Raw genomic sequence first — 18,274 nt, 5'->3', positions numbered from 1 at the left:
GGTCGGAGGTCTCCTTCCAGGTACGGGTGCGCTGGAAGGAGATCCGGTGCTGGTGCAGCAGCTCGCCCAGTCGCTGGCGGCCGACGATGACCGGGGGTACCCCGGCCGGCGGGTGGCGCAGGTAGTCGGACAGCTTGCGCAGGCTCCAGCGGGTGAACGGCAGCCCCAGCGCCCTCGGCCTTGTGCGGGCGACCTCGACGATACGGGCCTCGCCCTCCGCGGTGATCCGCCGCGGACGGCCGCCCGCCCACCGCGGGTCCAGGCAGTCCAACCCCCGGTCGTTGAACGCGTGGATGACGTCCCGGWCGGTGTCGGGATCAGCGGCGACCAGGGCGGCGATCGCCTCGTTGGTGTTCCCCGACGCCGACGCCAGGATCATCATCGCCCGGCGGATCCTCACCGCGTCGTGCCGACCCCGCCGCACGATCCGCAGCAGGGCTTGTCCCTCCTCGTCCGTCAACCGACGGACATGCACCGGCTTCGCCATCGCAGACCCCTCCCACGAGCAGGAGCAGATACCTGCGCATCACCGCAAACCGAGATCGCCACACCTCACCCAGCAGACGTTCACAGACAGCGCACTAGGTACCGACGGACCCGAGGTTCCCGTGGTCTGCGTCGGAACGAGCCCGCTGGGCGGGCTCCCGACGATCTACGGCTATGACGTCGAGGCGGGGCAGGCGGTGGCGACGATTCGCCGCGTGTTGGAGTCACCGATCGACTTCATCGACACCTCGAACGAGTACGCGAACGGCGAAAGCGAGCGGCGCATCGGCGAGGCGTTGCGCAGCGCGGCAGGAGGTCCCGGCAATGTCGTGCTCGCGACCAAGGCAGATCCCGCGCTGTGGGCCACGGAGTTCCCCGGCAGCCGAGTGCGGGAATCGTTCCGGGAGAGCACCGAGCGGCTCGGGGTTGATCGGTTCGAGGTGTTCTACCTGCACGACCCGGAGCGCTTCGATTTCGGGCACATGACGGCCCCCGGAGGTGCGGTCGAGGCGATGGTGCAGCTGCGTACCGACGGCCTGGCCACGGCAATCGGCGTGGCCGGCGGTGACATCAGCGAGATGCGCCGCTACGTCGACCTCGGCGTCTTCGACGTCATCCTGAACCACAACCAGTATACACTTCTTGATCGTTCTGCGGACGCCCTCATCGACCACGCGGTCAACGCCGGCCTGTCCTTCATTAATGCCGCACCGTATGCCAGCGGCATGCTCGCGAAGCAGGTCTCGGCCCGTCCGAGGTATCAATATCGCGCGCCATCGCCCGAGATCGTCCGCACCACCGCGTGGTTGCACCAGGAGTGCGCCCGGTTCCACGTGCCGCTCGCGGCACTCGCCCTCCAGTTCTCGACACGCGATCCTCGGATCAGCTCGACGGTCGTCGGCGTATCAGCTCCGGAGCGTGTGGATGAACTCGTGGAGAACGAGCAGCGTGAGATCCCGTCGGAGCTGTGGGACTCCGTGCGCGAGCGGCTGGTGTTGCCGCCCACAGTGACGTAACGGTATGGCGGTGCTATGCGGGACGTCCGGCGGCGTGACCACCCGCATGCGATGAGGCCCATCGGACCTCTACGTGCCCCGGCCCCAGTTCGCAACAGCCCTGCTCGGCGCCTTCGACCATGCAGATCATCTCAGGTGGTTTCTCGTCGTATGAGGGTGGCGTTGATGTCGGCTGGTCCCGGCGGTTCCTTTTCTACTCCGAGGGTGTGGAGGACGGCTCGGGCGGTGCGCCGGCCCATGCCGGCCGCGTCCACGCGCACGCTGGTCAGCGTCGGGAGGTACAGCCGGGCAAGGGGGCTGTCGTCATGGCCGACCACGGCGAGCCGCTCGGGCACCGGCACGCCGCCACGGACCGCCGCGCGAACCACATGGGCCGCGACATTGTCGTTGAAGGCCACGACACCAGTGACGGCCGCCGCCAGCCAGCCCTGGACGACGGCGGCGACCCCGTCATCGGTGTCGGCGATCAACTGTTCGTCGATCACCTCGATACCGAGTTCCCGTCCGCGTTCCCGGACCTCGGCGGCGCGCGCCGCGACGAGCCCCGCAAGCCGGGGGTCGCTCGAGCCGGCGAAGACCAGTCGGGTGTGCCCCAGTTCATGGAGGTGCTGGACCTGCAGTGCTGTCCCGATCCGGCTGATCGGTGACTGTTCGGGGGCCAGTGCCCCGCCCGCCAGGGCCCGCGGGGCGGAGGCCGGGCGCAGCGCCGCGAGTTCCTCGTCCGTGAGGGGCGCGACCGGGACGACCAGGTCGGCGTCGAGCGCCTCCCACAAGGGGCGGGCCTGGCTGCCGGTCTGATGGGTTCCCGCGGTCAGGGTGTAGCCGGCGGCGTTGAGGACGTTCGCTGCTCCCTTCAGATACTCGCCGGTGGTGTGGTCTCCGACGGGCCAGTCAGGCAGCAGGAACAGGATGACCCGGCTGCTTCCCCCGGCGAGGGACCGAGCCGCCGCGTGCGGGCGATACCCGAGCCGCTCGGCCTCGGCGAGCACCTTCTTCCGCGTTGCCTCGGAGATGGACTGGCCAGGCGTCTGGTTTAGGACATAGCTCACAGTGACGCGAGAGACGCCCAGCGCCCGCGCGACGTCGCTCGCCGTGACCCCACGGGGACGAGTACCCATGGCAGCACTTCCCTCCCAAAGACCGCCACCATGCTACTTGTGCGCGTAAGGGGCATGGTTTAACGTGAGAAACCTTACGCGCGTAAGCATCGACGAAGGCGGGCGCGCCTCAGTAGCCCGCGGCGGGGCGCCGACCCGCCTCCGCGGGTCACAGTCCTTTTCCACCCCAAACAGGAAGGCAGCAAGTGATCGAGGCTCCGAGCAGTGGCCGCTGCGATCGAGCCGTGGAACCAGCGGTCGGAGCCGCTCGCCTCGCCGCCCGTAGTGGGTGAGCAGCACTGGCCTGATCACCGTGACGGCGACGGCCGAGGGCTGCGCACCGGCTGTCACACGCATCGAGGCGGCGCCCGCGCGCGACCGCGTCGACGGAAGGAAACGACGATGGCGTCTGACCTGAACGCAAGCCCCGAGCAGCGGGCGCAGGACCTGCTCGCGACGATGACGATCGAGGAGAAGGCGCAGCAGGTCGTCGGTCTGCTGCCGACCGGCCTGCTCGGCCCGGCCGGGGTCATCGCGTCGACCGCGAGCAAGCTGCTGGCCGAGGGGATCGGCCACGTCGGCATGCTCGGCACGTTCGGCCACCTGGTGCCCGAGCGGCTGGCGAAGGCGACCAACCAGATCCAGCACTACCTGCTCACGAAGACCCGCCTCGGCATCCCGGCGACCTTCCACATCGAGGCGCTCAACGGCCCCGTGGCGCCCGGCTTCCCGGTCCACCCGACGGCGATCGCCCTGGCCGCGACGTGGAACCCGGACGCGGTGAAGGAGATGGCGGCCCTCACCGGCCGTCAGGTCCGCGCCGTCGGCCACGGCCACGTCCTCTCCCCGGTAATGGACGTGGCGCGCGACGCCCGGTGGGGCCGGGTGCACGAGACCTACGGCGAGGAGCCGTACCTCGTGACCGCGCTGAGTGTGGCGTACACCCGCGGTCTGCAGGGCGCCGGCCCGCTGGAGGGCGCGATCGCCACCGGCAAGCACTTCCTCGGCTACGCGGTGACCGAGGCCGGGCAGAACATGGCGAAGACCGTGCTCGGGCGCCGTGAGCTCTTCGAGGTGTACGCGCGCCCCTTCGAGGCGGCGATCCGGCTGGCCGGGCTGCGGTCCGTGATGAACTCCTACGCCTCCATCGACGGCGTGCCGCTCGGGGCGAGCCACGAGTACCTCACCGAGATGCTGCGCGGCGACTTCGGCTTCACCGGCACGGTCGTCTCCGACTACGACACGATCGGCCAGCTCGTCTCCCGGGTCGGGGTCGCGAAGGACGCGCAGGAGGCCGGCAGACTGGCGCTGGCCGCCGGGATCGACATGGAGCTGCCGAACTCCTACGGCTACGGCCGCACGCTGGCCGCCGCGGTCCGTTCGGGCGAGGTCCCGGCGGAGCAGCTCGACCAGGCCGCCTGGCGGGTGCTGCGCGACAAGTTCGCGCTCGGCGTGTTCGACCGTCCCTACGTGGACGAGGACCCCGTCGTCATCAACGCGATCGCGAAGGAGGGCTCCGAGCCCGGCGGGCTCGCGCACCGGCTCGCCCAGCAGTCGGTGACGCTGCTGAAGAACGAGGGCCGGCTGCCGCTCACGCGGGACCTGAAGAGGATCGCGGTTGTCGGGCCGCACGCCGACAACGTGAGCGTCGCGTTCCCGCCGTACACCTTCCCCGCCGGCCTCGAGATGCTCGGCGCGCGTTTCCGCGGCGAGCGGTCCAACGTCCCCGGCACCGAGAACATGGTGACCGAGATGCCGCCCGAGGCGATCGAGCTGATGCGCCAGGACCTCGGCGGCCCGCTGTCGCAGTCGATCGACGAGTATATCCGGGAGCGGTACGGGTCGGTCTCGCTGGCCGATGCGATCCGGGCGGCCGTCCCGGGCGCGGTGGTCACCGTCGCCCGCGGCTGCGGGGTGCTCGACGAGGAGCCGGCGGACATCCGCGAGGCGGTCGCCGCGGCGCGCGACGCCGATGTGGTGGTTCTCGCGCTGGGCGGCCGGGCCGGCTGGTTCATCCCACAGATCACCGAGGGTGAGGGCTGCGACACCGCCGACATCGACCTGCCCGCGAACCAGGTCGCGCTCGTGCAGGCGGTGGCGGCCACCGGGACTCCCGCCGTCGGCGTCGTCTTCACCGGCCGGCCGATGGCGCTCACCGAGATCATCGACGAGCTGCCCGCCGTGGTCTACGGCTACTACGGCGGCCAGCACGGCAGCACGGCCGTCGCCGAGGTCCTCTTCGGCGACGTTAACCCGTCCGGCAAGCTGCCGGTCTCGATCCCGCGGCACTCCGGGCAGGTCCCGGTCTACTCGGGCCAGCCGATGGGCACCGGCTACCGGCGGGCCGCGTACGACATGCACCAGGGCTACCTGGACATGTCGGCGTCCCCGCTGTTCCCGTTCGGGCACGGCCTGAGCTACACCAGCTTCGCGTACTGCGACCTCACCATTACCCCTAGTGAAGTGCCGGCAGCCGGTTCCGTAACGATCGACATGACTGTCCGTAACGATGGTGACCGTGCTGGAACGGAGATCGTGCAGGTGTACTTCGCTGACCGTGCCACCGGAGTCACCCGCCCGTCGCAGGAGCTCGTCGGGTTCGCCCGCGTCGAGCTCGAGCCGGGTGAGACCGCCGGCGTCACCCTCACCGTCGAGCTGGCCCAGCTCGCGTACCTCGGCCTCGACGGCCGCCTCGTGCTGGAGCCCGGCCCGATCGAGGTTCTCGTCGGTAGCTCCTCGGACGACATCCGGCTGCGTGGGCAGGTCGAGATCACGGGTGAGGCCGCGGTCTTCGAGCACCGCGAGGTGTTCCTTTCCGAGGCGGCCGTCCGCCGGTCGTCGCCCACACCCGTCACCGAGGCGGCGATGTCATGACCTCCCCCTCCACGGTGTCGCCGGCGACTCCCCACCTCATCGGGATCGTCGCGGGTCTGAGTTCCACCGGCTCCGACGTGGACCTGTGAACAACAGTCCATGACTCTGGTCGCTACCCAAGTCACTTCTTGCAGAGAAGAGGATCTTATGATAGACGGCGCATTATCCCGCAGGCAGGTACTCGGCGCCGCACTCGCTACGGTGGCAGTCGCCGGCGCGAGTTCGTGCGCCGGCGAGGAACAATCGTCCGGCGACGGTGGCAGCGGACGGCCGTCCGCGTCGCGCGAACAGACATTATCCATTTCCATCCAGGCTACTCCGAATTCCTTCGATCCCGCTGAACTGATAAGCAGCCAGTCCTCGTTCGCGTGGAGCGCCCTCTTCGATACCCTGATACTGAAGGACAATAAGGGCAAGTTACAGCCCAACGCGGCAGAGAGCTGGAACTACTCCGACAGCGGGCGCACACTGACATTGAAGCTGCGCAAGGGAATGTCCTTCAGCTCGGGTGCCCCGGTGAACGCGGTCGCGGTGAAGACCACCCTCGAGCGGAGCAAGAACACGCCAGGATCTGCCAGCCAAGTCCTCGGCGCGCTCGAATCGGTCGACGCGCCCGACGACCGCACCGTCGTCCTCCGACTCTCCCATCCGGACGGCGCACTGCTGGACTCGCTGGCAGTGAGCGGCGCGGGCGTGATCGGCGATCCAGCGACGCTGAACGACAAACGTACCGCGCTGAACCCGGTCGGTTCGGGCCCATACGTCCTGAACACCGGACAGACGGTGAACGGATCGACCTACGTGCTCGATCGCCGCGAGGACTACTGGAACGTTCAGGCGTACCCGTTCAAGACCGTCAAAATCTCGGTCATCCGGGACCGAACCGCTGCCCTCAACGCCCTGCAGGCGGGTGAGGTCAACGCCGGTACCGTCGAGGTGACAAACGTGGACCGGCTGCGGGCGGCCGGCTTTGACGCCGCCGTCGTCGAGGCCAACTCGCTGGCCTCGCTGGTTCTCGCCGACCGTGCGGGGGAGTCGCTCAAACCGCTGGGCGATCCACGGGTCCGGCAAGCCATCAACATGGCGTTCGACCGCGAGAAGATCGTCGAACAGCTGCTCAGGGGCTCGGGCAAGCCGACCGAGCAGGTGTTCAACCCCAAGGACCCGGCGTATGACCCCGCGCTGAACACGACGTACGCCTACGATCCACAGCGCGCGAAGAGGCTGCTGGCCGAGGCCGGCTATCCCAACGGATTCTCGGTAACGATGCCGGAATTTTTCTTGGCCAAGTCGTTCGCACCGACAATCACCCAGTCCCTGGCCGCTATCGGAATCGCGGTGACGTGGGAACCGGTTCCCCCACAGCAGACCGACGCGGCGATCAGCTCGAAGAAATATCCGGCGTTCTTCACAATTGCCGGGCTGGGGACGACCGCGCAGGACGCGTCCACATATTTCTCCAAGGACGGAGCGTACAACCCCTTCCACACGGAGGATCCGGACCTCACGCCACAGATGGAGCAGGCGGCTCAGACAATTGATCCGCGGCAGGCAGCCGATGCCTACAGGCATGTCAACGCCACCGCGGTCCGGGAGGCGTGGAATGCCCCCCTCTTCTACGTCGCGGTCCACTGGGTAACCAAAAAAGGCATCACCTATCTCGGTGACGGCTCGCTGACGTTCAACACCGTTCGCGCCTTCGGCCTGTCCGGATAACGGAGAACACCTTGCTAGCCTATGTACTCCGGCGGCTCGGCGCAGGTGTGGTGCTCGCTCTCCTCGTCACATTGATCACGTTCTTCCTGCTGAGCCTTTCGTTCGACAGCGTGGTCAGGAGCCTCCTTGGCCCCAGCGTGACGCCCGAGACGCTGCATGCACGCAAAGATCAGATGGGGCTCGACCGTCCGGTCTTGGTMCAGTATCTCGACTGGCTGGYCCACGCCGCGCGAGGCGACCTCGGCGTCTCGTACTTCACCAGCGAGCCGGTCGTCCAGGCCGTGCCGACGCGGCTGGGCGTCACCCTGTCCATCATCGTCGTCGCACTGATCCTCACGGCCCTCATCAGTGTCATGCTCGGCGTGCTGGCGGCCAGCCGTGGTGGTGTCGTCGACCGCGTAGCCCAGGGAGCCTCGCTCGTCGGCCACCTCGTACCTCACATGCTGATCGCGATCATCCTGGTCACCGTGCTCGGCATCAACCTGAAGCTGCTCCCCCCCACCGGTTTCACGCATCTCACCGACGACCCGGGCCGCTGGGCGGCCACCATCACCATTCCGGTGATCACCCTGACGGTGGCCAGTATCGCCAATGCGACGGCGCAGGTCCGCGGCGCCATGGTCGACGAGCTGAGCAAGGACTACATCCGCACCCTACGTACCCGCGGGATCTCGTCCCGGTCAATCCTGCTACGCCACGCGCTACGAAACGCGGCGGGTCCCGCGCTCACCGTGCTGTCTCTGGAATTCATCACGATGTTCGGCGGCGTCCTCATCCTCGAGAACATCTTCGCTCTGCCGGGCTTCGGAACCTATGCGTTCAACGCCTCCCTGCAGGGCGACGTCCCGATCATCATGGGGGTCACCCTGTTCGCGGTGCTGCTCATCGTCACCGTCAACCTCGTCGTCGACCTCGTGAACGGATGGCTCAACCCGAAGGCGAGAATCCATTGACCACGCCGGCGTCAGGGACCGACACCACCAAGCGCAGGTCGACGCTGCGCCGACTATGCAGGGACCCGCAGGCAGTCGTCACGGCAAGTGTCCTGCTGATCATCGTACTGCTCGGCGTGCTGGCTCCACTACTCACGTCGCACGGCCCGAACGAGGCCTCGCTGGATGCGATCGACGCCGACGTCGGTACCCCGGGCTACCTGCTCGGTGGTGATCAGAGCGGTCGGGACATCTTTGCGCGACTGCTCGGTTCCATCAATACGAGCATGGTCTCCGCCCTGATCGGAACGACTGTCGCATTGACGATCGGCGTCACTGCTGGTCTCATCGGCGGCTACTTCGGGCACCAGATCAGGGGCTTCACCGAATGGGTGTTCAACCTGGTGATGACCTTCCCGGGCCYACTGCTGTTGATCATTCTTATGCCTGTGACCAAAGGTGACTACCGCATCACGATGATGATCTTCGGGGTGTTGCTGTCACCCGGTGTCTACCGGATCGTGCGCAATCAGGTTCTGGGTGTGCGCAACGAGTTGTTTGTCGACGCCGCGCGTGTCTCCGGGCTGTCCAGCCCGAGGATCCTCAGGCGACACATACTCGCCGCGGTCCGCGGTCCCGTCATCATCGCCACCGCATTCCTCTTAGGAGCCTCCATCGGAGTGCAGGCGGGCTTGGCCTTCCTGGGCGTCGGACAGAGCTCAGTGCCCAGTTTCGGCTCCATGATCGCCGCCGGGTTCGAGAGTCTGTACGTCGAACCACTGCAAATCGTGTGGCCCAGCGTCATGCTCGGCCTCATCACGGCCTCGCTGGTTCTGTTCGGCAACGCGGTGCGGGACACGCTAGGAGCGTCGCGGCGCCGACCGCGCAAGATCCACCCATCCGCGCCGGCCCGGCCGGAGAAACCCGACCCGTCCGACGATGCACCTCCCGGACTCCTGGAGGTGCGGAATTTGACGATCGCCTACCCCTCCCCGTCCGGCGAACCGCGCGAGGTGGTCCGTGGGGTCACCCTGAGCCTGCAGCCGGGTGAAACCCTCGGCGTCGTCGGCGAGTCCGGCGCGGGCAAGACCCAGATCGCTTTCGCTGCCCTCGGCGTGCTGCCGCCGGGTGCGACGATCACCTGCGGGTCCATCACGTTCGACGGCCGCGAACTGCTCGGGCGGACCGAGCGTGAGCTGCGCGGTATCMGCGGCAGATCCATCGCGTACGTGCCGCAGGAGCCGATGTCGAACCTCGATCCCTGCACCACCGTGGGGGCGCAGCTCGTCGAGGGTGTACAGGCGTCCACGCCGATGGCGCGGCGCGCCGCCCGCGAGCGGGTGCTCGCCCTGCTGGGCCGTGTCGGCATCCCGGATCCGAAACGCACCTTCAACTCCTATCCACACCAAATCTCCGGTGGCATGGCGCAGCGCGTGCTCATCGCCGGTGCCGTGGCCAGCCGACCTCGGATACTCATCGCCGACGAGCCGACGACCGCGCTCGATGTCACGATCCAAGCGGACATCCTCGACCTGCTGCGGGACCTCCAACAGGAACTGAACATGGCCGTCTTGCTCGTGACACACAACTTCGGCGTGGTGGCCGACCTGTGCGACCGCGTCGCCGTCATGCGAAGAGGCAAGATCGTCGAGATGGGGACCGCGCTCGACATCCTTGGCGAACCGCAACACGAGTACACCCGGATGCTGCTCGACTCCATCCTCGACGGGAGCACAACACGCACCGACGCGCCGAGCGGGGACATCTCCGCCCGCGACAGCGTGGCGGTGCAGGTCGGAGAAGCGCGATGACCTCCCTGCTCGAGGTGAGCGAACTGCGCGTCGCCTATCCGCGCCGCGGCTTCCGCGCCCGCCCGCGTGAGGTGTTACACGGTGTATCCCTGACCATCGGCGCCGGCGAAACTCTCGGCGTCGTGGGTGAATCCGGCTCGGGCAAGACCACAATCGGCCGCGCCGTACTCGGCCTGGTGAGGCCGGACGGCGGGCGGATTCTTTTCCAGGGCAGGGACGTCACCCACGCTTCCGCGAAGGAACGCCGGGCACTCGCACGCACCCGACAAGTGGTGTTCCAGGATCCCTACAGTTCGCTCAGCCCGTCGCTCACGATCGGCGATATCCTCTGCGAGCCGCTCCTGGTCCAAGGCCTTCCAGCGCGCGAGGCCAGAGCGCACGTACGCGCGCTGCTGGACATGGTGCGACTACCCAAGGACGCATTGGAACGCCTCCCTCGCGAATTCAGCGGCGGCGAGCGGCAGCGGGTCGCGATCGCCCGCGCGCTGGCCCCCGAACCAAAACTGATCGTCTGCGACGAACCGGTCTCCGCACTCGACGTCTCGACGCAGGCGCGGGTGCTGGACCTGTTCATCGACATCCAACGCCGCACCGGAGTGGCGTATCTGTTCATCTCACACGACCTCGCGGTCATCCGGCACGTCAGCCACCGGGTAAGCGTGGTCTACGGCGGCGACATCGTCGAAACCGGCCCGGCCGACGTCGTCACCTCCACACCGGAAGATCCTTACACCCGGCGGCTGCTGCTCGCCGCCCCGGTCGCCGACCCCACCGAACAGCGGAGACGCCGGGAGCTGCGGCGGCATCTCGCTGAACAGGTGAGTACCCCGCCATAGGCACAGAAAACCGAAGCCGCACCTCCGGACCGGGCAACAGCGAGCGCCGCGGCCGCCAGGCCTAGTCGCGTGGCCCGAGCGTGCTCCCATCTGCCGATGCCGCCCGCCGTCGTCCCGGCGACATCGAGCGGTACGGCGTAGTCCCCGGCGTGGATTCATCTGATCCACAACGACTTGGCCGCTCCAACCTCATTGAGTTGTTCGGGCGGCCATGACCGCAGGTCCCGCGACCAGAAAGGTAGGTACAGGGGTGCCCATGCCGAACCTGAGGATGACAGTTCCAGGAAGGGGCCAACGCGCAGCTCCGGCACGTACAGCGGGCCAAGCCGACCCGCCGCTGCCGTTACCGCGTCGGCGCAGGCGGGCAGCGCCTACGGCGCTGGCGTTCGCCGCGGTGCTCGCGGTCGGCGTCACGTCGCTGGTCGGCGTGTCGGCGGCCGGCGCGGCTGACGCGCCGGCCTGCCAGCCCCGGACGTCCGGTGGGCCGCTGTTCGTGACCGCGACGTGTGTGGACCCCGCACTCAACCAGCCGTACACCGACATCGATGAGCAGCGGACCATCACTGACCCCAAGACGAACGTCACGGTGACCTATCGTTACATTCACGGAGGCTTCACGGGTACGAACGCGAAGTTCTCCCTTTACTTTCCGGCGGCGGCGCAGTACCGGGGTCGGTTCTTCGAGTCCACCTACCCCACGGTGACGCAAGAGGACGCCACGCCGGACGTCATCGCCTTCGCCATCTCGAACGGCGCGTACGTCGTGTCCACCAATAACGGTGGCGGTGTCGCGGCGGCCGGTGGCCTCGGGGGGTACCGCGTCAATGCGGCGTCGGCGAAGTACTCCCGGGTCGTCGCGGCGCGTGTGTACCAAGGGACGGCCCGTCCACGCGGATACATCTACGGTGCCAGCGGCGGGGCCTACCAGACCCTCGGCGCGATGGAGAACACCAACGGCGTGTGGGACGGCGGGGTGCCGATGGTGCCCGGCGTCCCCAACGCCATCCCGAGCTTCCAGGCCTCACAATCCCTCGCGCTGCGGATACTGGCCGACAAGCTCCCACRGATCGCCGACGCGGTAGCGCCCGGCGGCAGCGGCGACCCATATAAGGGACTGAACCCGACGCAGCGACAGGTCCTCCAGGAGGTGACCCGCCTTGGATTCCCGCTGCGCGGGTGGTGGCAGTACGCGACGCTGAACGGCGGGTCGTTTTCCGTCGTGGCCGGCAGCGTCCGCGCGGTGGACCCCTCGTACGTCAACGACTTCTGGGCAGCCCCTGGCTATGAGGGCAGCAGCGACGCGGCGGTCAAGGCAGCCCGCGTCCAGTACGACACGACGGTCACGGGCCTGGTCGGAAGCCCAACCAGTGCGTTGACGCTGTCYGGCGTGCCCGGCGGCGACGTCGGCGGGGCCGACCTTGTCGTCACGAGCGGCGCGGCTGCCGGCAAGTCGGTACCGATCGGTACCGTGACCGGTACCACCGTCGGTTTCGGGTTCGGCGCCGATCCGGCGGTGACGGGCGCCATCAAGCCCGGTGACGAGGTGCGTATCGACAACTCGTGGCTCCTCGCTCTGCAGTACTACCAGCGTCACCAGGTCCCCTCCTCGGACCAGTACGGCTGGAACCAGTACCGCGGCCCGAATGGTGACCCGCTCTACCCACAGCGTCCGATCCTGGTGGGGCCACTCCTTGCGGCGGGTGCCGGCGGCGCGGCCCCAACCGGGCACTTCAACGGCAAGATGATCATGCTCGCATCCACCATGGACACCCAGGCCTATCCCTGGTCGGCCGACTGGTACCACAAGCAGGCGTCAACCGCGCTGGGCGGGAGGCTGGCCGACAGTTATCGGCTGTGGTACATGGACAACGCCGAACACGGCCCGGACCTCGCCGACTACACCAGCGCGATCCCCGGCGCGGCTGCCCACATCGTTGGCTATGCAGGTGCGCTGAACCAGGCCCTCCTCGACCTCGACGCCTGGGTTGTCCGCGGAACGCGGCCACCGGCCAGCACCACTTACACCGTCGACGGGAACACTCAGGTAAACCTGCCGGCTGCCGCCGCTCAGCGCAATGGCGTTCAGCCTGTGGTCACCCTGTCGGCGAACAACGCCAACAGCGGACACCCCATCGACGTCCGCGTAGGACAGCAAGTCACGTTTTCGGTGCAGGCCCAGGTACCACCGGGCGCTGGAAAGATCGTGCGTACGGAATGGGACTTTCTGGGTGCTGGCGACTACCCGATCACCGCGACCAACCAACCCATCGAGGCAGCCGAGAAGCTCCGGGCCACCTACAGCTACTCGAAGCCCGGAACATACTTCCCCGTAGTTCGGGTCACCTCCCAACGAGACGGCAACTCTCACACTCCCTACGGCCTGATCCAAAACCTCGCCGCCGTGCGCATCGTGGTCCACTAACAGCGATCCGCTCATCGAGGCAGCATCACCAGACGAGCTAGCCGGCGGCCCACCGCTGTGGCTTTGCCGCAGCGGTGGGCCGCCATCTGTGGTGGTCTGCTCGCGGCGACGACGCCAACGGCGTGTCGGAGCTGGACCTCGCTACCGGAATATCCGCGGCGGTAGTCCGCCGGCCGCGCGCGCACCAGGAATCGAGGATCTGTCATGTCGTTCCGCTGGGCGATTGCGGGCACCGGCGCCATCGCACACCAGTTCGCCGCCGCGCTGGGCCGCTTGCCCGACGCCGAGCTCGTGGCGGTCGGCTCCCGCCGCCAGCAGACGGCTGACGCGTTCGGCGAACGGTTCGGCATCCCGCGCCGGCGCAGGTACAGCTCATACGAGCGGCTTGCCGCCGACGACGGTGTCGATGTCGTCTACGTGGCCTCCCCGCACTCCCACCATCACCGTCACACCCTGCTGTTCCTGAGCGCGGGGCGGGGTGTGCTGTGCGAGAAGCCGTTCGCGCTTGACGCCGAGCAGGCCGCCGAGATGGTGGTTGCCGCCCAAACCCATGGGCAGTTCCTGATGGAAGCCATGTGGAGCCGCTTCCTGCCTGCCTACGTCAAGATCCGGGAGTTGGTCGCCGCAGGCGCCATCGGCACCGTCCTGGCCGTCGAGGGCGACTTCGGATTCCCCCGCCCGGTGGATCCCGCCAACCGGGTGTTCGATCTCGCCCAGGGCGGCGGCGCGCTGCTCGACCTGGGCGTCTATCCGGTGTCGCTGGCCAGCATGCTGCTGGGCGAACCCGACCGGGTGGTGGCACTCGGCCAGCTCGGCGAGACCGGCGTCGACGAGCAGGTCGCCGTCCTGATGGGCTACCACACGGGCGCGGTGGCTGTCGCGAAGGCATCCCTGCGCGCGAGTCTCGCCTGCACCGGCCGGGTCTCCGGCACGGAGGGCAGCATCGAACTCGCCACGTTCATGCACTGCCCGGACAACCTGACCGTCCGACGGAAGTCCGGCACCCAACGGCTATACCTGCCCGCTGACAGTGACGTCACTGCCACCGACGCCACTGCCACCGTCGGTGATATCGACGGTGCCGACCGCCGGAACCATCGGGACCGGGCGGCCGGCGGCGGGCTACATCACCAAATCCGTCACGTGCACTTCCGGTTACAGGCCGGCCACCTCGACAGCGACATCATGTCCCAGGCCGAATCCGTGTCGGTGATGCGGACACTCGATGCAGCCCGGGCCCAGATCGGTCTGCGCTACCCGGCCACCCTGATGGATGGTAGCCGGCAGAGTTGAGGACGCTCGATACCCGAGCCGCTCAGCCTCGGTGAACACCCTCTTCCTGGTCGCCTCCGAGATGGCCTGGCCAGGAGTGCCATTCAGGACATAGCTCACGGTCACGCGAGAGACGCCMAGCGCCCGCGCGACGTCGCTCGCCATGACCCCCCGGGGGCGGGCACCCATGACAGCACTTCCCTCCCAAAGACTGCCACCATCCTACTTGTGCGCGTAAGGGGCCATGGTTTAACGTGAGAGACCTTACGCGCGTAAGTAACGACGAAGGCAGGCACGCCTCAGTAGCCCACATCGGCCACCAGCGGGCTACCTACCCGCCATCTGTTGATGATCATTTCCATCCCAGACAGGAAGGCAGCAAGTGATCGAGGCACAGCATCTTGTTTCGACGCTCGCCCTCGAGGAGAAAGCCCAGCTCGTGTCCGGTGGCGGTCTCTGGGTTACCGCGGAGATACCACAAGCCGGGGTGCGGCCGGCGGTTCTCACCGATGGCCCGCATGGGGTCCGACTGACGCGGGACGGCGTCGATACCGGGCATATCACGAACAGTTTTCCTGCGACGTCATTTCCCACGGCGGCGGCATTGGGATCGTCGTGGAATGAAGACCTGTTGCGCGAGGTCGGCGCGGCGCTTGGCGCGGAGTGCCGTGCGCTTGGTGTGGATGTGCTGCTCGGCCCCGGAGTCAACATCAAGCGGTCCCCACTGTGTGGGCGCAACTTCGAGTACTTTGCCGAGGATCCGTTGCTTTCGGGCGCCCTCGGGGCGGCGTGGGTCGGGGGCGTGCAGTCACGCGGGGTCGGTGCCTCGGTCAAGCATTTCGCGGTGAACAACCAGGAGACCGACCGTATGCGGGTGAGCGCCGATGTCGACGAGCGCACCCTGCGCGAGATCTACCTGCCCGCGTTCGAGCACGTCGTCCGCCAAGCACATGTGGCCACCGTCATGTGTTCGTACAACCGGATCAACGGCGTGCGCTCTTCCCAGAACCGATGGCTGCTCACTACGGTACTGCGAGAGGAATGGGGCTTCGAAGGCTACGTTGTCTCGGACTGGGGGGCCGTTCACGATCCAGTCGCCGCCCTGCAGGCCGGCCTTGACTTGGAAATGCCTTCCAGCAGGGGCCGCAGCGCCGCCGAGATCGTTGGTGCCGTCCGCGCCGGCGCGCTCGACGAACGGTGCCTGGATCTGGCCGTAGAACGCCAACTGGCCACGCACCAGCGGCTGTGGCTCGCCCGCGGCGACGGCATGGAGACGCCCGACTTGCCCGCACACCACGTGCTGGCCCGGCGCGCGGCGGCCGAGGGCGCGGTGCTGCTGAAGAACCACGACGATCTCTTTCCGCTCGATCCGGCCACCGGCGGCCGGATCGCGATCGTGGGTGAGTTCGCCCGCAGCCCCCGCTATCAGGGCGCCGGAAGCTCGAAGGTCAATCCGACCCGCCTGGACGACGCGCTGACCGCGATCCTCGCCGCGACCTCACGCGAAGTCACCTTCGCTCCCGGCTTCCGCCTCGACGGCACCGCCGACCCAGCCCTCCTCGCCGAGGCCGTGCAGGCCGCCCACGACGCGGAGACGGTGGTGATGTTCCTCGGCCTGCCGGAGCAGACCGAGTCGGAGGGCTTCGACCGGACCGACCTGGACCTGCCCGCCCTCCAGGTGGAACTACTCGAAGCCATCACTTCGGTCAATGCGCGTGTTGCCGTCATCCTCAGCAATGGCGGCGTCGTGCTCACCGATCCGGTCACCTCCCGCGCCGCCACGCTGCTGGAGATGTGGCTGTCGGGCCAGGCTGGTGGAAGCGCCGCCGCCGACCTCATCTTCGGCCACGCCGCACCCGCCGGTCGACTCGCCGAAACCATCCCGCACCGCCTCCACGACATCCCGACCTACGTGAACTGGCCGGGCGCCGAAGGGCACGTGAACTATGGAGAACGCCTGTACGTCGGCTACCGATGGTACGACCGCACCGAGGAGGACATCGCGTTCCCATTCGGCTTCGGCCTGACCTACACCACCTTCGCCTACTCAGACCTCACCGTGCACCTCCCCGACCCGGCCAGGCCGGAGGCTCGCGTCGAGGTAGTGGTGACCAACACCGGCAGGCGGGAAGCCGCCGAGGTCGTCCAGCTGTACATCAGCGACCCAGTCGCCGACGTTGATCGCCCGGTGCGTGAACTGCGCGGCTTCCGCAAGGTCCGCGTCGCCCCCGGGCACAGCGAACGGGTGGTGATCGAGCTCGACGCCCGAGCTTTCAGCTACTGGAGCACCCGGCGCGAACAGTGGGTCGTCGAGCCTGGGGAGTACGGCATCCACGTGGGATCCTCCTCACGAGACCTGCCGATGACCCAGACGATCAACCTCGACGTGGCTGCGCCGACACCACCACTCACCGAGGAGAGCACGCTGGCCGAGTGGTACGACCATCCGGGTGGTCGACACATCGTTCGAGAACTTCTGGGCGAGACAATGGGCGCGCGGGACGGCCGGTTCGAGAACCTGGGCACCTGGCAGTTCGTCGCCCAGATGCCACTCACCGCTCTGCTCAAAATGTCCCCATCCTCGGGCACCGAGCGCGCCCCGTTGAGTGACCTGCTACACGCCGCGAACAATGGCGACGCGGCGCAACCCGCGGCGAACGTCTAATAGACAGCAACCCCGTCCCAGGCACGCCGTCGACCCGGCTGCGGCGGGCCGCAGTGCCGGCAGGTGGCGGTCGCCGGCCCGCCAGCTCGTCACCGAGCAACGCGGCGATGCCCCGGCCATCCGCAGGCCGTGCGCGGTCATGTGGCGTTCGAGACGAGTTCGGTGCGCACCGCGATTCTGTCCGAGCGGGCGATCCGCGTCCGAACGACACGGGGTCCGTGTGATCCGCCGCGAGCGGCGATCGGCCGCTGAACCGCTCGACGCCTGACGGTGGAGGTGACTTCAGCGCACCCGACGCTCATGCTGTCTCCGGCCGGCACCTCTCGCCGGGCGCGCGGGACGACGGTCCTCCCGCGCGCTCGGTTTCCTCATCGCGGAATGGGTCCGCAATCGGATCGACGAATGGATCGACGAATGGATCGAGACGGAACCCGGTCAGCGCCCTACGACGCGGCTGGGTCGGCCTGACTGTCGAGCGCGATGTGGGTGTCGGCGCGCAGCTGGGTGACCAGCCTGCGAGCGGTGTCGGTGCCGACCTCCAGGCGCTTGCGCAGCGTTTCCGCGGAGATCGGGCGCTGGTGCTGCTGCCAGTGCAGCACGTCCTCAGCACGGGCCCGGTGCAGCAGGTCCTGCCTCCGCGCCTCGCGCGCCGCCTCGCGTGAAAGCGGGCCCGCGACCGCAGTCCCGTCCCGCATCGGCTCGACAGCAGATGAGGACGCCAGCAACCGACGCTTGACCACCGGCGGCGGGCTGTCAACCGCCCGCGGCTCGGCCACGCGCCGGCCGGTTGCTGTGGCTTGCATGGCGTACAGGAGGCTCGGGCCGACCTCTGCCCAGCCGATAAGGAGCAACGGTCCGACGGCGTCGAACGCGGCTTTGCCGTACTCCCCGGCGATCAGGGGTTCCGCAATGTTCAAGGCCAGCGTTACCATACTCGCGAAGATGAGTAGCCTCCGCGTCGAGCGCAGCACCTCCACCGGCCCGCCGTTCACAGCGAGTTGCCGGCTGCCGAGCAATAGGTTCCGACGACCGATAGGTCAACTGCGGGCGCTACTATTAAATAACCCTTGAGTTCTGCATTGCTGCTGAGATCGTACTGGCAGGCGATCCTCACGGGGACAGGGCCTCCCTGTGTCCTTCGCGGCCG

General features: G+C 67.8%; 11 protein-coding genes and 2 pseudogenes. 9 read left to right on the top strand and 4 right to left on the bottom strand.

From position 1 onward, the window contains the following. The coding region (locus BBK14_RS34010; protein WP_071067230.1) for a helix-turn-helix domain-containing protein at nt 1-487 on the bottom strand (487 nt) is incomplete at its 3' end. Nucleotides 488-608: 121 nt separating this feature from the next. Between BBK14_RS34010 and BBK14_RS34005 the strand changes: the two genes are divergently transcribed. After that, nucleotides 609-1,502 carry an aldo/keto reductase gene (locus tag BBK14_RS34005; protein WP_071067229.1) on the top strand — a complete coding sequence of 298 codons (894 nt, stop codon included), beginning with the start codon at nt 609-611 and terminating at the stop codon, nt 1,500-1,502. A 131-nt stretch (nt 1,503-1,633) separates the two neighbouring features. Here the strand turns inward: BBK14_RS34005 and BBK14_RS34000 are convergent, their stop codons facing one another. After that, the gene (locus tag BBK14_RS34000) at nt 1,634-2,620 is read right to left on the bottom strand and encodes a LacI family DNA-binding transcriptional regulator (RefSeq protein ID WP_020458106.1); all 987 of its coding nucleotides are present in this window, start codon (nt 2,618-2,620) and stop codon (nt 1,634-1,636) included. A 381-nt stretch (nt 2,621-3,001) separates the two neighbouring features. Between BBK14_RS34000 and BBK14_RS33995 the strand changes: the two genes are divergently transcribed. From BBK14_RS33995 to BBK14_RS33965, 7 genes are all read left to right on the top strand, one after another. Beyond that, the gene (locus BBK14_RS33995) at nt 3,002-5,473 is read left to right on the top strand and encodes a glycoside hydrolase family 3 N-terminal domain-containing protein (RefSeq protein WP_071067228.1); all 2,472 of its coding nucleotides are present in this window, start codon (nt 3,002-3,004) and stop codon (nt 5,471-5,473) included. 147 nt (nt 5,474-5,620) lie between these two features. After that, nucleotides 5,621-7,189, top strand: coding sequence for an ABC transporter substrate-binding protein (locus BBK14_RS33990; protein ID WP_071067227.1), 1,569 nt, complete (start codon nt 5,621-5,623; stop codon nt 7,187-7,189). An 11-nt stretch (nt 7,190-7,200) separates the two neighbouring features. Then, entirely contained in the window at nt 7,201-8,142 is a 942-nt protein-coding gene (locus tag BBK14_RS33985; RefSeq protein WP_071067226.1) for an ABC transporter permease, read from the top strand. Then, the gene (locus tag BBK14_RS33980) at nt 8,139-9,932 is read left to right on the top strand and encodes a dipeptide/oligopeptide/nickel ABC transporter permease/ATP-binding protein (protein WP_071067225.1); all 1,794 of its coding nucleotides are present in this window, start codon (nt 8,139-8,141) and stop codon (nt 9,930-9,932) included. The genes BBK14_RS33985 and BBK14_RS33980 overlap by 4 nt, the downstream gene beginning before the upstream one ends. Beyond that, nucleotides 9,929-10,768, top strand: coding sequence for an ATP-binding cassette domain-containing protein (locus BBK14_RS33975; protein WP_071067224.1), 840 nt, complete (start codon nt 9,929-9,931; stop codon nt 10,766-10,768). The genes BBK14_RS33980 and BBK14_RS33975 overlap by 4 nt, the downstream gene beginning before the upstream one ends. Before the next feature lie 508 nt (nt 10,769-11,276). Continuing rightward, nucleotides 11,277-13,190, top strand: coding sequence for a PKD domain-containing protein (locus BBK14_RS33970; protein WP_338045538.1), 1,914 nt, complete (start codon nt 11,277-11,279; stop codon nt 13,188-13,190). 204 nt (nt 13,191-13,394) lie between these two features. Further along, nucleotides 13,395-14,483 (top strand): Gfo/Idh/MocA family protein, encoded by a 1,089-nt coding sequence (locus BBK14_RS33965; RefSeq protein WP_083391435.1) that lies wholly within the window; start codon nt 13,395-13,397, stop codon nt 14,481-14,483. 18 nt (nt 14,484-14,501) lie between these two features. Here BBK14_RS33965 and BBK14_RS39255 read toward each other — a convergent pair. Next, nucleotides 14,502-14,627 (bottom strand): annotated as a pseudogene (locus BBK14_RS39255) (LacI family DNA-binding transcriptional regulator); the annotation flags it as partial. Between the two features lie 217 nt (nt 14,628-14,844). Between BBK14_RS39255 and BBK14_RS33960 the strand changes: the two are divergent. Continuing rightward, on the top strand, nt 14,845-17,127 hold the full coding sequence (locus tag BBK14_RS33960; RefSeq protein WP_071067222.1) for a glycoside hydrolase family 3 C-terminal domain-containing protein: 2,283 nt from the start codon (nt 14,845-14,847) through the stop codon (nt 17,125-17,127). 443 nt (nt 17,128-17,570) lie between these two features. Here BBK14_RS33960 and BBK14_RS33955 read toward each other — a convergent pair. After that, nucleotides 17,571-18,184: pseudogene (locus BBK14_RS33955) on the bottom strand (hypothetical protein); the annotation flags it as partial. Nucleotides 18,185-18,274: the final 90 nt, after the last annotated feature.

The organism is Parafrankia soli, from assembly GCF_001854695.1.
In the GTDB taxonomy this organism is placed as follows: Bacteria; Actinomycetota; Actinomycetes; order Frankiales; family Frankiaceae; genus Parafrankia; species Parafrankia soli.
The sequence above is the reverse complement of the archived record's forward strand: the minus strand, read 5'-3'. Positions and strand labels throughout refer to the sequence as shown.

Excerpts from the sequence above, each read along its gene's own strand:
- BBK14_RS33965 (WP_083391435.1), top strand. The coding sequence starts at position 13,395 with ATGTCGTTCCGCTGGGCGATTGCGGGCACCGGCGCCATCGCACACCAG.
- BBK14_RS33995 (WP_071067228.1), top strand. The coding sequence starts at position 3,002 with ATGGCGTCTGACCTGAACGCAAGCCCCGAGCAGCGGGCGCAGGACCTG.
- BBK14_RS33990 (WP_071067227.1), top strand. The coding sequence starts at position 5,621 with ATGATAGACGGCGCATTATCCCGCAGGCAGGTACTCGGCGCCGCACTC.
- BBK14_RS33975 (WP_071067224.1), top strand. The coding sequence starts at position 9,929 with ATGACCTCCCTGCTCGAGGTGAGCGAACTGCGCGTCGCCTATCCGCGC.
- BBK14_RS34000 (WP_020458106.1), bottom strand. The coding sequence starts at position 2,620 with ATGGGTACTCGTCCCCGTGGGGTCACGGCGAGCGACGTCGCGCGGGCG.